This window comes from Bacillus sp. FSL R5-0593 (assembly GCF_038603755.1).
Lineage (GTDB): Bacteria > Bacillota > Bacilli > Bacillales > Bacillaceae > Bacillus > Bacillus velezensis.
In genome coordinates this window covers 2,463,621-2,476,623 of the sequence record NZ_CP152011.1, presented here as the reverse complement: position 1 = coordinate 2,476,623, position 13,003 = coordinate 2,463,621, and the positions used below count along the sequence as shown (strand labels likewise).

Annotated in this window: 14 protein-coding genes; all 14 read left to right on the top strand. The window is 46.5% G+C overall.

Translation table 11 applies throughout. From position 1 onward, the window contains the following. Positions 1-19: 19 nt before the first annotated feature. The 14 genes from NYE36_RS12250 (at position 20) to NYE36_RS12185 (ending at position 12,980) form a co-directional block, all read left to right on the top strand. Positions 20-775, top strand: a complete 756-nt coding sequence (locus NYE36_RS12250; RefSeq protein ID WP_007409427.1) for a segregation/condensation protein A — start codon at positions 20-22, stop codon at positions 773-775. Then, complete coding sequence (gene scpB, locus NYE36_RS12245) at positions 765-1,358, top strand: SMC-Scp complex subunit ScpB (RefSeq protein ID WP_007409428.1); 594 nt, start codon at positions 765-767, stop codon at positions 1,356-1,358. The genes NYE36_RS12250 and scpB overlap by 11 nt, the downstream gene beginning before the upstream one ends. Before the next feature lie 89 nt (positions 1,359-1,447). Further along, positions 1,448-1,933 (top strand): DUF3907 family protein, encoded by a 486-nt coding sequence (locus NYE36_RS12240; RefSeq protein ID WP_033574737.1) that lies wholly within the window; start codon positions 1,448-1,450, stop codon positions 1,931-1,933. 112 nt (positions 1,934-2,045) lie between these two features. Next, positions 2,046-3,197 carry a D-alanyl-D-alanine carboxypeptidase family protein gene (locus NYE36_RS12235; protein WP_031378974.1) on the top strand — a complete coding sequence of 384 codons (1,152 nt, stop codon included), beginning with the start codon at positions 2,046-2,048 and terminating at the stop codon, positions 3,195-3,197. Continuing rightward, on the top strand, positions 3,185-3,775 hold the full coding sequence (locus NYE36_RS12230) for a nucleoside recognition domain-containing protein (protein WP_003153385.1): 591 nt from the start codon (positions 3,185-3,187) through the stop codon (positions 3,773-3,775). Before NYE36_RS12235 ends, NYE36_RS12230 begins: the two co-directional genes overlap by 13 nt. Positions 3,776-3,779: 4 nt before the next feature. Continuing rightward, positions 3,780-4,316 carry a spore maturation protein SpmB gene (spmB, locus tag NYE36_RS12225; protein ID WP_015240119.1) on the top strand — a complete coding sequence of 179 codons (537 nt, stop codon included), beginning with the start codon at positions 3,780-3,782 and terminating at the stop codon, positions 4,314-4,316. A 93-nt stretch (positions 4,317-4,409) separates the two neighbouring features. After that, entirely contained in the window at positions 4,410-5,144 is a 735-nt protein-coding gene (gene rluB, locus NYE36_RS12220) for a 23S rRNA pseudouridine(2605) synthase RluB (RefSeq protein ID WP_007612296.1), read from the top strand. Between the two features lie 84 nt (positions 5,145-5,228). Next, positions 5,229-5,768 carry a thiol-disulfide oxidoreductase ResA gene (locus NYE36_RS12215; RefSeq protein ID WP_003153391.1) on the top strand — a complete coding sequence of 180 codons (540 nt, stop codon included), beginning with the start codon at positions 5,229-5,231 and terminating at the stop codon, positions 5,766-5,768. Continuing rightward, the gene (locus NYE36_RS12210; protein WP_342496857.1) at positions 5,765-7,393 is read left to right on the top strand and encodes a cytochrome c biogenesis protein ResB; all 1,629 of its coding nucleotides are present in this window, start codon (positions 5,765-5,767) and stop codon (positions 7,391-7,393) included. Before NYE36_RS12215 ends, NYE36_RS12210 begins: the two co-directional genes overlap by 4 nt. A gap of 18 nt (positions 7,394-7,411) precedes the next feature. Beyond that, positions 7,412-8,587 carry a c-type cytochrome biogenesis protein CcsB gene (ccsB, locus tag NYE36_RS12205; RefSeq protein WP_064115483.1) on the top strand — a complete coding sequence of 392 codons (1,176 nt, stop codon included), beginning with the start codon at positions 7,412-7,414 and terminating at the stop codon, positions 8,585-8,587. Between the two features lie 81 nt (positions 8,588-8,668). After that, a complete protein-coding gene (resD, locus tag NYE36_RS12200) occupies positions 8,669-9,391 on the top strand; it encodes a DNA-binding response regulator ResD (protein ID WP_003153397.1) in 723 nt (240 codons plus the stop codon). Then, complete coding sequence (locus tag NYE36_RS12195; protein ID WP_007409435.1) at positions 9,388-11,169, top strand: ATP-binding protein; 1,782 nt, start codon at positions 9,388-9,390, stop codon at positions 11,167-11,169. The genes resD and NYE36_RS12195 overlap by 4 nt, the downstream gene beginning before the upstream one ends. A 190-nt stretch (positions 11,170-11,359) precedes the next feature. After that, positions 11,360-11,944, top strand: a complete 585-nt coding sequence (gene sigX, locus NYE36_RS12190) for an RNA polymerase sigma factor SigX (RefSeq protein WP_003153399.1) — start codon at positions 11,360-11,362, stop codon at positions 11,942-11,944. Further along, positions 11,919-12,980 (top strand): hypothetical protein, encoded by a 1,062-nt coding sequence (locus tag NYE36_RS12185; protein WP_064115482.1) that lies wholly within the window; start codon positions 11,919-11,921, stop codon positions 12,978-12,980. The genes sigX and NYE36_RS12185 overlap by 26 nt, the downstream gene beginning before the upstream one ends. Positions 12,981-13,003: the final 23 nt, after the last annotated feature.

Here is a 13,003-nt window from a genome sequence, read left to right as displayed (position 1 = left end):
TATTGAAAATGGTGAGATAATGGTAGAATATCAAGTGAAAATTGATACGTTTGAAGGCCCATTGGACCTGCTGCTTCATCTGATTAACCGTCTTGAAATCGACATATACGACATACCCGTGGCAACCATTACTGAACAATATTTATTATATGTACATACAATGCAAGAGCTTGAACTTGATGTCGCCAGTGAATATCTGGTCATGGCGGCGACGCTTCTCAGCATTAAAAGCAGAATGCTGCTTCCGAAACAAGAGGAAGAGCTGTTTGAAGACGAAATGCTTGAAGAAGAAGACCCTCGGGACGAGCTGATTGAAAAGCTGATTGAGTATAGAAAGTATAAAACCGCTGCGAAGGATTTAAAAGAGCGGGAAGAAGAAAGACAAAAGTCATTTACAAAGCCGCCGAGTGATTTAAGTGAGTATGCAAAAGAAATCAAACAGACGGAGCAGAAACTGTCGGTGACCGTTTATGACATGATCGGCGCGTTTCAAAAGGTGCTTCAGCGTAAAAAAATCACGCGGCCGAAAGAAACGACCATTACAAGGCAGGAAATACCGATTGAAGACAGAATGAACGAAATCGTAAAAAGCTTAAAAACGGCGGGGAGAAGAATAAACTTCACGGAGCTTTTTCCTTCTCGGCAAAAGGACCATCTCGTCGTGACGTTTTTAGCAGTCCTGGAACTGATGAAAAATCAGCAGATTATCATTGAACAGGAAGAAAACTTTTCAGATATATACATTACGGGGAGTGAATCCATTCATGGCGCTTGATATCGTGAATTGGAAAGCGATTGTGGAAGCCCTGCTGTATGCGGCGGGTGATGAAGGGCTGACCAAAAAGCAATTGGTGACGGTGCTTGAAATAGAAGAAGCGGAACTGGCCGGAATCATGGAAGAAGTGGCCGCTCAGTACAAGGAAGACGACAGAGGCATCGAGCTTACCGAATATGCGGATACGTATATGCTTGGAACGAAAAAAGAATTCGTGCCTTATTTGAAAAAACTAATCGAAGTGCCGTCAAAAGGGCTGTCACAGGCTTCTTTGGAAGTGCTGGCGATCGTTTCGTACAAGCAGCCGATCACACGGGCGGAAATTGAAGATATCCGGGGCGTGAAGTCTGAGCGGATTCTGCACAGCCTCGTGTCAAAAGCGCTGCTGTGTGAGGTGGGCCGCGCCGACGGTCCCGGCCGGGCGATTTTATACGGCACGACACCGGTATTTCTTGAACAATTCGGCTTAAAAACATTGGAGGAGCTCCCGCCGCTTCCTGAAAATGCGGAGGAAGACGTTCTCCAGGAGGAAGCCGATTTATTCTTTGAAAACTTCAACCAAACTTTTGAGGATATTAAATAATAATCGTTTTTCATCATACGATAGTAGGGAAAGGCCATTGATGAATGACGCAAATGACGACGTACAAGAGAGGAAGGAAACGGACGGAAATGGGAAATTCGATTGTGAGGGCCCATACTGAAGAAACTGGTGAATTTTTAGCCGAGGTTGTCACGATGGTCAGCAGCTATTTAAATCATACAACTTTGCCGGAGATGCGGGCTCAAGGAGAGGCGGATGAAGCATACTGCCGCGACGTGCTCAGTGTGCTGAGGAGGATGACCGTCTTTTGCGAAGGCGCCCAGGAAGCCTGCAGGCGGCTTTTAATGCAGGAGCCGTTTCATGAGGCGAGAGCGGAAAAAACGCTGTATAAAGTATATCATCAGTGCGTGGAAGAGTTTTTCATGCCGAAAAAGGATACATGGTACGAAAACAGCCGCGCCGCTTATACAGGCCAAAGCGCGATTGAATTCTACCAGCAAGTGCCGGATTCGCTGCGGAGCCTTCTGCTTTCGCTCAGCAGTGAATTTCTGCGCATGCGGGAAGAATTGGCGCAATATGAAGCATCAGGCTCAAATATGGCACCAGTCAGATAAAAACTCTTCCTTTTGGGAGAGTTTTTTTATGTGAAAGTGATGCAATTGGTATTCATAAGTCATGGACATGCGCATAAACTTGTACAAACCCACAACAAGGACGTGAGCATTCATGCGCTTTCTCAAAAAAGCTGCCGTATTTCTTTTGACTTTTGTTATTCTTTTTTCCATTACAGACGGCAATACGGCACATGCCCAAATACATGTCAGCGCAAAAAGCGCGATTATAATCGACGGAGCATCTGGCAGGGTGTTATTCGCCAAGGATGAACATCATAAGCGGCGGATTGCAAGCATTACGAAAATCATGACGGCGGTGCTGGCGATTGAATCAGGGAAGATGGAAGAGACCGTGACGGTTTCCCCGAATGCCGTAAAAACGGAAGGCTCAGCCATTTATCTTCAGCCGGGACAAAAAGTAAAGCTGAAAGATCTCGTATACGGGCTTATGCTGAGATCAGGAAATGACGCCGCTGCGGCAATAGCGGAATATGTCGGCGGAAGCCTTGACGGTTTTGTATTTTTGATGAACAAAAAAGCCGAGCAAATCGGGATGGAAAATACAAAATTTCAAAATCCGCACGGGCTGGACGACCATGAAAATTTATATTCAACGGCGTTTGACATGGCGCTTTTGACTAAATACGCGATGAAAATCAAGGAATACCGGACCGTTTCAGGCACAAAAGTGTATAAGGCGGAAACGATGGACCGGGTATGGAAAAATAAAAACAAGCTTCTGACCGGGCTCTACCGTTACAGCACAGGCGGAAAAACGGGTTACACAAAAATCGCGAAACGGACGCTCGTCTCGACGGCCTCAAAAGACGGTACGGATCTCATCGCGGTCACCATAAATGATCCGGATGATTGGGATGATCATATGAATATGTTTAATTATGTCTTTGATCACTATAAAACCTATGTCATCGCCAAAAAAGGCGGCATTCCGAAGCTGAAAAAGACGTTTTACGGAAAGCGCGCTTTTATTGCCCGGGATGTTAAATATTTGTTAAAAAAAGATGAAATCGACGATGTAAAAATCAGCACAACCTTAATAAAACCGAAAAAAGCCTGGAAAAAGGACGCCTCTCTCATTCCTGATGTCGTCGGCCGGATGACTGTTATGCATGATGGGAAAGTGATCGCCAAGATCCCCGTCTATTATGAAAATGAGCGCCATAAAAAACCGAAAAAGCATTTCATTGAGACGTTTACGAGCCTGTTTATGAGCGCGGCGGGCGGTTCGTCATGGTCAATTTAATCTGGGTATGTCTGACGGTAATCGGACTTGTCTTTGCGATGTTTAACGGGACCTTGCAGGATGTGAATGAAGCCGTTTTTAAAGGAGCGAAAGAAGCGGTTACGATCTCGTTCGGATTAATGAGCGTTCTCGTGTTCTGGCTCGGCCTGATGAAAATAGCCGAGCAGTCCGGCCTTTTGGATATATTCAGCAGAATGTGCCGCCCGTTTATTTCTAAGCTGTTTCCCGATATTCCCCCTGATCATCCGGCGATGGGATACATCTTATCAAATCTCATGGCAAACTTTTTCGGACTGGGAAATGCGGCGACACCGCTCGGCATTAAAGCCATGGAGCAGATGAAAAAGCTGAATGGAGGTAAGTCTGAGGCCAGCCGTTCCATGATTACCTTTTTGGCGGTAAATACTTCGAGTATTACATTGATACCGACAACCGTCATTGCCGTGCGCATGGCTTACTCGGCGAAATCACCGACCGATATCGTCGGGCCGACCATCTTAGCGACTTTAATTTCGGGAATCGGCGCGATTTTCATTGACCGCTACTTCTGGTACCGCCGCAAAAGAAAAGGGAGGTAAGCGAATGGAAATGGTGAATTGGCTGTCTTTAGCCATGATTCCGATTATTATCGCCGGTATATTGATATACGGCACGATCAAAAAAGTGCCGACGTATGAATCATTCGTTGAAGGCGGAAAAGAAGGAATTGAGATTGCGTTTTCCATCATTCCGTATTTGGTCGGGATGCTGGTGGCGATTACCGTATTCCGGGCCTCGGGCGCGCTGGATTTTGTCATGGGGCTGTGCAAGCCTTTCTTTACAGCGATCGGCATTCCCGCAGAAGTCGTGCCGCTTGCTCTGATCCGCCCGATTTCGGGGACGGCGGCGCTCGGCATGACGACAGATCTGATCGCCGTGTACGGGCCTGATTCATTTATCGGCAGACTGGCCTCGGTCATGCAGGGATCGACTGACACGACGCTGTATGTCCTGACGGTGTATTTCGGGGCGGTAGGCATCAAAAAAATGGGGGATGCTTTAAAGGTTGGTCTTCTTGCTGATTTGATCGGGGTGGTTGCATCAATCATCATAGTTACGTTATTATTTGGAAGCGCCTGAAATCAGGCGCTTTTTATATATCAGAATAACTCTCCTTGAAAAAGCTTGTTTGTTCAAGGGGAAAAAAGTAAGATTATACTTGAGGTGAACGACATGGAAAGACTGCAAAAAGTTATTGCTCATGCCGGCGTGGCATCACGCAGAAAGGCGGAAGAGCTGATAAAAGAAGGAAAAGTAAAGGTGAATGGAAAAGTAATAACAGAGCTCGGCGTAAAAGTGACCGGTTCTGATCAGATTGAAGTAAACGGATTAAAGGTGGAGCGGGAAGAACCCGTGTACTTTCTGCTTTATAAACCGAGAGGAGTGATCTCAGCAGCTGATGACGACAAAGGGCGGAAAGTGGTGACCGACTTCTTCAAAGAAGTGCCGCAGCGCATTTATCCGATCGGCAGGCTTGATTATGATACGAGCGGACTTTTATTGCTGACAAATGACGGCGAGTTTGCCAACAAACTCATGCATCCGAAATACGAAATTGATAAGACGTACGTCGCCAAAGTGAAGGGGATTCCTTCCAAGGAACTTCTGAGAAAGCTTGAGCGCGGCATTCAGCTTGAAGAAGGCAAGACGGCGCCGGCCAGAGCGAAAATGCTTTCCCTGGACAAAAGAAAGCAGACGAGCATCATTCAGCTGACGATTCATGAAGGCCGGAACAGACAGGTCCGCCGCATGTTCGAGGCGATCGGTCATGACGTGCTGAAACTAAAACGTGAAGAATACGCATTTTTAGATTTAAGAGGCCTGCGCACAGGAGACGCAAGAGAATTGTCGCCGCATGAGGTGAAAAGGCTGCGGGCTTTAGCTGAACACGGTAAAAACGCTTTCTAATTTTCACATAACCTTCAAAAATTACAAAACGTGTTGATGATATAATTGAATGGATTTGCAGGCAGGGGAGGGGAGCAGTGTACAATGAACAAAAAACGGCGGCGTTTATTCATTCGGACCGGCATCCTTCTCATCTTACTCTGCGCGCTCGGATATACCATCTATAATGCCGTATACACAAACGGTGAGCGTATATCTGAGGGGTCCAAAGCCCCGAATTTCGCGCTGAAAGATACAGAGGGCAGACTCATAGAACTGAGTCAGTTAAAAGGAAAAGGTGTTTTTCTGAATTTCTGGGGAACGTGGTGTGAGCCGTGCAAGCAGGAATTTCCCTACATGGAGAATCAATACAAGCATTTTAAAGACCTCGGTGTCGAGGTGGTTGCGGTAAATGTCGGCGAATCAAAAATTGCAGTACATAATTTTATGAAAACATACGGCGTCAATTTCCCGGTTGCGCTCGATACTGACCGGCAAGTGCTGGACGCGTACGGCGTATCACCTATTCCGACGACATTTTTGATCAATCCCGACGGAAAAGTCGTGAAAGTGGTAACCGGCACGATGACAGAACGCATGGTTCATGACTATATGAATTTAATTAAGCCGGAGGCGTCTTCATGAAAAAGGTCAAATGTGAATGCGGGCACGTGAATCCAGCCGGGACGGTTTTGTGCGAGTCGTGCGGGGAGCCGCTTGATGATCAAAAATCGCCGCTTGCCGATATGCGGTACGACGGCAGCGCAAGGCGTTCGCAAACATATAACAAAACAATCGTAGATAAGGTATGGAACTTCTTTTCTTCCGTAAAAGTCGGAATATGGCTGATCGTCATTACTCTGGCGGCGTCTGCTTTCGGCACGGTTTTTCCGCAGGAAGCTTATCTGCCGCCGGGCGCCCAGCCGGATACATATTATGAACAGCAGTACGGCATAATCGGCCAAATGTATTATCTGTTGGGATTTCATCACCTGTACGGCTCATGGTGGTATATGCTCCTGATCGCATCTATTGGCATATCACTGGTCATCTGCAGCCTGGACCGGGTGATTCCTTTGTACAGGGCGCTGAAAAATCAAGGAGTTCGGCGGAATCCGGTCTTTTTGAAGAGGCAGCGTCTATACAGCCGGACAGAAACCGAGCTGAGCGGGGATGCGGCTGATAGCCTCAGAACACGATTGAAAAAAAAGCATTATAGAGTGCGAGAACAAGAGGGCAGCATTCTGGCGGAAAAAGGCCGTTTTTCAAGGTGGGGGCCCTACGTCAATCATATCGGCCTGATCATTTTTCTGATCGGAGCCATGCTGAGATTTGTACCCGGTATGTATGTCGATGAAACGCTCTGGGTCCGTGAAGGCGAAACCGCCCAGATCCCAGGTACTGACGGCAAATATTACTTAAAAAACAACCGGTTCACGATGCAGACATATAACAAAGACACTGAGAAAAAAGTATTCGCCGACGCCATTGACAGAGCCGGAAACGGCAAAGTCGCCAAATCCTTCACAACGGACGCGGTTTTGTATAAGAGGGAAGGCGACATTGTATTCGGTGAAAAGCCGAAGCTTAAAAGAGTCAAAGAAAACAATATCCGCGTCAATGAACCGCTGCGCTTTGACTCCTATTCTGTATATCAGGTGGACTATAAAGAAAACCAGCTCGATCAAATGGTATTTCAGCTGATCGACCAAAAAACAAAACAGTCATTCGGCAAACTGAAGATCAATCTTCTTGATCCCGACACGGACTATGATCTTGGTAACGGTTACAAAGTGCAGATCGCCAGTTATCTTCCTGATTTTTATTTTAACAAGGACGGAGAACCGAGCACGAAAACGAAGGTTCCTAACAATCCGGCTTTTGTCTTTAAAATCACGGCTCCTGACAAGCCGAAAGGGGAGAAAAGTTTTGTTGCGATTCAGCAGACTGTTGAAGGTTCCGAAAGTAACAAGTACAAATTAAAATTCGACCATGTGGAAACGAAAAACATTACAGGACTCACCGTCAGAAAAGACTTAACCTTATGGGTGCTTGCCGTCGGCGGCGCGATCTTTATGATCGGCGTCATTCAAGGAATGTACTGGCAGCACAGAAGGATCTGGATCAAAACAGGTGATCATGAAGTGCTTGTGGCGGGACATACGAACAAAAACTGGTTCGGTCTGAAAAAAGATATCGAATTTGTTCTTAGCGGGACCGGGATTCAAGAGCCGGCCGATCAAAAAGAATTGGCCAAAAATCAGGCCTAGTGAAAAAGGAGTGGTGTCATGGCGGAGCTGAGCGCAAATTTTCTTTATGCTGCCTTTTTGATTTATTTAATTGCCGTCCCGGTTTTCGGCGGCGCCATCCGGGGAACAAAAGGTGCTAAGGACGGTAAGGGCCGCTGGTCGGCTATCGGAATCACGTTAACCATTTTCGGATTTCTTTGTCATCTCGCCTACTTCATTGCGAGATGGTCGGCAAGCGGACATGCGCCTGTCAGCAATATGTTTGAATTTACGACGTCATTCGGCATGATGCTTGTTCTCGCTTTTATTATTATTTACTTTATTTACAGACTGCCTTCATTAGGCATGTTCACATTGTCTATCGCGCTTTTGCTTATCGCATATGCAAGCATGTTTCCGACAGACATCACGCCGCTTATTCCGTCACTGCAGAGCAATTGGCTGTACATTCACGTCACGACGGCGGCGCTCGGGCAGGCGATTCTTGCGATCAGTTTTGTAGCCGGCGTCATTTTCCTGTTAAAGCACGTCGACCAATCCAGACCGGGTAAAAAAACGTTCTGGCTCGAAGTCATCATGTTTATACTCGTGACGACCGTGGCATTTATCGCCGTCACGTCGGCATTCCGGATGGCGGACTACAAAGCTGAATTTAATTGGGTGGATAAAAAAGAAGCCAAAAGCGTCATGATATATAATATGCCTGCGCTTGTCGGCCCGCATGAGGGAGAACTGCTTACGGAAGGCGCAATGAAGCCGCTTATTGAGCTTCCGGCCATTTTTTCAGGCAGAAAGGTCAATACGGTGATCTGGTCGTTTGGCGCAGGCCTCGTTTTATACGGTGCGCTCAGGCTGATATTCAGAAAGAGAATCAGCGCTCTTATCAGCCCGCTCGTCAAAAATGTGAATCTGGACTTGGTCGATGAAGTCGGCTACCGCGCTGTTTCCATCGGTTTTCCGGTATTTACACTCGGCGCGCTTGTGTTTGCGATGATTTGGGCGCAGCTTGCATGGACGCGTTTTTGGGGCTGGGACCCGAAGGAAGTATGGGCGCTGATCACCTTTTTATTTTACGCAGCGTATTTGCACTTGCGGCTGTCAAGAGGCTGGCATGGCGAAAAGTCCGCGTGGCTTGCCGTCATCGGCTTCGCCATTATTATGTTTAACTTAATTTTTGTGAATCTCGTGCTTGCCGGACTTCATTCGTACGCATAGATGCAAAAAGCCGATACAGTTCTCAAGCTGCTGCACAGTTTGTTAAAATGAAAGTAACAGAAGGAAAGCAGGGGGAAAACGATGGATCAAACAAATGAAACTAAAATATTAGTAGTAGATGATGAAGCCAGAATTCGACGCCTTTTAAGAATGTACCTTGAACGGGAAAACTATGTGATTGAAGAAGCGGAAAACGGCGACGAGGCCATTAAAATGGGGCTGGCATCAGATTATGATCTGGTGCTCTTGGATTTAATGATGCCGGGAACGGACGGAATCGAAGTATGCCGGCAGCTCAGAGAAAAAAAAGCGACGCCGATTATCATGCTGACGGCAAAAGGGGAAGAAGCCAACCGCGTCCAGGGGTTTGAAGCGGGTACGGACGATTATATCGTCAAGCCTTTCAGCCCGAGAGAAGTGGTGCTTCGGGTAAAGGCGCTTTTAAGAAGGGCTTCCCAAACATCTTATCTGACAGCAAATACCCCGACAAAAAATGTGCTCGTCTTTTCGCATCTATCCATTGATCACGATGCTCACAGGGTGACTGCGGACGGCACGGAGGTGAGCCTGACGCCGAAGGAATATGAACTGCTGTACTTCCTGGCGAAAACACCGGACAAAGTGTATGACAGGGAAAAGCTTTTAAAAGAAGTGTGGCAGTATGAATTTTTCGGAGACCTCAGAACGGTGGACACCCATGTCAAACGGCTCCGTGAAAAATTAAATAAAGTGTCCCCGGGAGCGGCGAAAAAAATCGTCACCGTCTGGGGAGTCGGATACAAATTTGAGGTAGGCGCTGAATGAAGTTTTGGAAAAGCGTAGTAGGAAAGCTTTGGTTTACCATTCTTTCACTCGTGTTAATTGTTTTATTTATTTTAACGGTGCTGCTTCTGGAATTTATAGAAAATTACCACGTTGAAGAAGCGGAAAAAGATTTAACGCAGCTTGCCGATAAAATTGCGGTCATAATAGAAAATCATGAAGACCAGCCGCTTGCCAGATCCATCACGTGGGAACTGGCGGACAATTTAACGAGCATCGCGATCATTCAGGATGATAAACATGTCTGGTATTCGCCCAATGACGATAATCATTTATCCTCTATTACATTAGAGCAGATCAAACATGACCGGGATCTGCACAAGGCGCTGACAGACCGCAAAAAAGTAAGCAAACGCGCGGTCCCCAACAATGCCGGTTCGGATAACGAACGGCTGATCGTCGGAGTGCCGTATGAAAAAGACGGCAAAAAAGGCATGGTCTTTTTATCCCAATCGCTGCTTGCCGTCAAAGATACGACGAAACATACGACACGCTATATTTTTCTTGCGGCGGGCATTGCCATCGTCTTGACAACGTTTTTCGCGTTCTTTTTATCCAGCAGGGTGACATATCCCCTTCGGAAAATGCGGGAAGGCGCCCAAGACTTGGCGAAAGGAAAGTTTGATACAAAAATTCCGATTCTGACCCAAGATGAAATCGGGGAACTGGCCATTGCCTTTAATCAGATGGGACGGCAGCTCAATTTCCATATTAACGCGCTGAATCAGGAAAAAGAACAGCTGTCCAATATTTTAAGCAGTATGGCAGACGGGGTCATCACCATTAATATCGACGGCACCATTTTGGTGACCAACCCGCCGGCCGAACGTTTTCTGCAGGCATGGTATTATGAGCAGAACATGAACATTAAAGAAGGAGACAACCTTCCCCCTGAAGCAAAAGAGCTATTTCAAAATGCAGTGAACACGGAAAAAGAGCAAATGATTGAAATGACGCTTCAAGGAAGGTCATGGGTTTTATTGATGTCGCCTCTTTATGCGGAATCACACGTCCGCGGCGCCGTGGCCGTGCTCCGTGATATGACCGAAGAGCGCAGGCTGGATAAATTGCGTGAAGACTTCATTGCCAATGTCAGTCATGAGCTCAGAACCCCGATTTCTATGCTGCAGGGATACAGCGAAGCAATAGTGGACGACATTGCAAGCACCGAAGAGGAGAAAAAAGAAATCGCACAGATCATTTATGATGAATCTCTTCGCATGGGCCGACTCGTCAATGATTTGCTGGATTTGGCCAGAATGGAATCCGGACATACGGGCCTGCACTATGAAACGGTAAACCTGCATGAATTTCTGGAGAAGATCTCCCGCAAATTTTCCGGGGTAGCGAAGGAAAAAGGCGTTTCGCTCACAGAGGACATCTCAGTGTCTCAGCCGGAGTGTGTCTTTGATGAAGACAAAATGGAACAGGTGTTTACCAACCTTATAGATAATGCGCTGCGCCATACGGAGTCAGGCGGAAGCGTTCATATCGCGGCTCAGACCGTAAAAGACGGACTGAAGATCGATATCAAAGATTCCGGCTCTGGTATACCGGAAGAGGACCTGCCTTTTATTTTTGAACGTTTTTATAAAGCGGACAAAGCAAGAACAAGAGGCAGGGCGGGAACCGGACTCGGGCTCGCCATCGTAAAAAATATCGTGGAAGCCCACGGCGGCTCAATTGCGGTTCACAGCAGCATCGACAAAGGGACGACGTTTACATTTTATATTCCGACAAAAGTGCAGGATGACGTCTGAAATTGACGAACAATCTTGTTCCATACGAAACACCCGCATGTTCTGCGGGTGTTTTTTATTTGTTTCTCCTTTAAAAATTTAAGAATATGTTAATATAAATTCCCTTCCAAATTCCAGTTCCTCGTAATATAGTTGTAATGTAACTTTTCAACGCATTTTTACGACAAAAAAGTGAACGGAGGGGTTTCCCATGGAAGAAACCTTTCAGATATTATATGATGCATACCATCAAGATTTATATCAATTTTTATTTTATATGGTAAAAGATAAGTCGCAGGCTGAAGATTTGACGCAGGAAGTGTATATCCGCGTCTTGAATTCCTATCATACATTTGAAGGAAGAAGCAGTGAAAAAACATGGCTGTTATCCATCGCACGCCATGTGGCGATTGACTGGTTCCGCAAGCAGCAGACGATCAGACAGCGTATTATGGGTACGTTTGATTGGGATACACAAGATGTCAGAGATCAGCATTTGCTTCCGGATGAACTCGCCGTACAGCATGAAAACGTCCGGGAAATATATACCGCGCTTGATCATTGCACCATTGATCAAAGAGCTGTTATTATCTTGAGATTTATTCAGGGATATTCCATTCAGGAAACAGCCGCCGCTCTCCGCTTCTCGGAAAGCAAAGTCAAAACGACCCAACACAGAGGGCTCAAAATACTTCGGAAACAGATGGAGCTTTTGAGGGAGGAGCTAATGGATGATGAAGTCATATTGGAACGAAGAAAGAGTAGAGGAGTTGTTAAGACAACTTCCGGCGGTTAGAGATCATCGTTCACCCGAGGCCATTTACCGGAATATTGAAACAGGTAAACCGTACAGGAAAAAACCGGCTCGAAGCTGGATCGGCCCCGCCGCAGCCGGCGTCTGCGCATTGTGCATCGCTCTGATTATATCTCCTCACCTGATGACAAACAAATCTGCCGGTGATCTTACAGCTGACAGCGGTCAAGCTGAAAAAGCCAGTCAGTCAGCTGCTGTCAAGCCGGATCAGAAGACGTTTGTCGTTTCTAACGAAAACAAAAACAATTACATTACTTTGGCGTTTGCCGATTCAGATACATCCGCCGTCATACCGGTCAGTTTTGAAAAAAAGAAGCCGGATGAATCGGTATCAGAGGCTTTATCCGAAGCAGAAAACCTAGAAGTGCCCGAATCCTTCCTGTCTGTGCCGAACCTTTTGGACGGTGTGCAGGTAACGGCGGATAAGAAGGATTTGCTTGTGCAGGTAAACGGGCGGCTCTCTATCGAATCAGTTGCCGATGCTGACTTATTGAAAAAGGTGCTGAAAGAGACTTTGACATGGAGTCCTTACGAGCGGATTAAATTGAAAAAGGTTCAAAACGGAGCCGGACAGGATTTTTATAAATCTTACGGCATTTCCGCTGAGATGTCCGTACATAAACAGACAAACCGGGCGTATTTTTCTTACAGCGACAGTCTGGGACAAGAGTATCTCATCCCGTCTGAACAAACCTATTATTCAGTATATCAGGCTATTGACGGGATGAAGACAACAGACGGAGGCTCACAGACCGCGAGCATTATAGAAGCCGATGCGATTGCATCGGTATCGGAAAGGGAAGACGGCGAGCAGCTGCGGATTCAATTGTCCGAAAAACATAAGGTTGAAGATTCGCTGGAAGGGATTTTAATGATCGAAGGGCTTCTGTTAACTGCGAAGGAATTCGGTTATTCTGAGGTGCTGTTCACACATGCGCATACAAAGAAAATCGGTAATTATGATGTGACAAAACCTATCGCTGTGCCTGCCGCGCCTAATCCGCTTCCAAGCCATTAACGTAAAAAAACCCAAAACATATG

Coding starts and splice junctions, on each gene's coding strand:
- NYE36_RS12250 (WP_007409427.1), top strand. CDS start 20: ATGGTAGAATATCAAGTGAAAATTGATACGTTTGAAGGCCCATTGGAC.
- scpB (WP_007409428.1), top strand. CDS start 765: ATGGCGCTTGATATCGTGAATTGGAAAGCGATTGTGGAAGCCCTGCTG.
- NYE36_RS12240 (WP_033574737.1), top strand. CDS start 1,448: ATGGGAAATTCGATTGTGAGGGCCCATACTGAAGAAACTGGTGAATTT.
- NYE36_RS12235 (WP_031378974.1), top strand. CDS start 2,046: ATGCGCTTTCTCAAAAAAGCTGCCGTATTTCTTTTGACTTTTGTTATT.
- NYE36_RS12230 (WP_003153385.1), top strand. CDS start 3,185: ATGGTCAATTTAATCTGGGTATGTCTGACGGTAATCGGACTTGTCTTT.
- spmB (WP_015240119.1), top strand. CDS start 3,780: ATGGAAATGGTGAATTGGCTGTCTTTAGCCATGATTCCGATTATTATC.
- rluB (WP_007612296.1), top strand. CDS start 4,410: ATGGAAAGACTGCAAAAAGTTATTGCTCATGCCGGCGTGGCATCACGC.
- NYE36_RS12215 (WP_003153391.1), top strand. CDS start 5,229: ATGAACAAAAAACGGCGGCGTTTATTCATTCGGACCGGCATCCTTCTC.
- NYE36_RS12210 (WP_342496857.1), top strand. CDS start 5,765: ATGAAAAAGGTCAAATGTGAATGCGGGCACGTGAATCCAGCCGGGACG.
- ccsB (WP_064115483.1), top strand. CDS start 7,412: ATGGCGGAGCTGAGCGCAAATTTTCTTTATGCTGCCTTTTTGATTTAT.
- resD (WP_003153397.1), top strand. CDS start 8,669: ATGGATCAAACAAATGAAACTAAAATATTAGTAGTAGATGATGAAGCC.
- NYE36_RS12195 (WP_007409435.1), top strand. CDS start 9,388: ATGAAGTTTTGGAAAAGCGTAGTAGGAAAGCTTTGGTTTACCATTCTT.
- sigX (WP_003153399.1), top strand. CDS start 11,360: ATGGAAGAAACCTTTCAGATATTATATGATGCATACCATCAAGATTTA.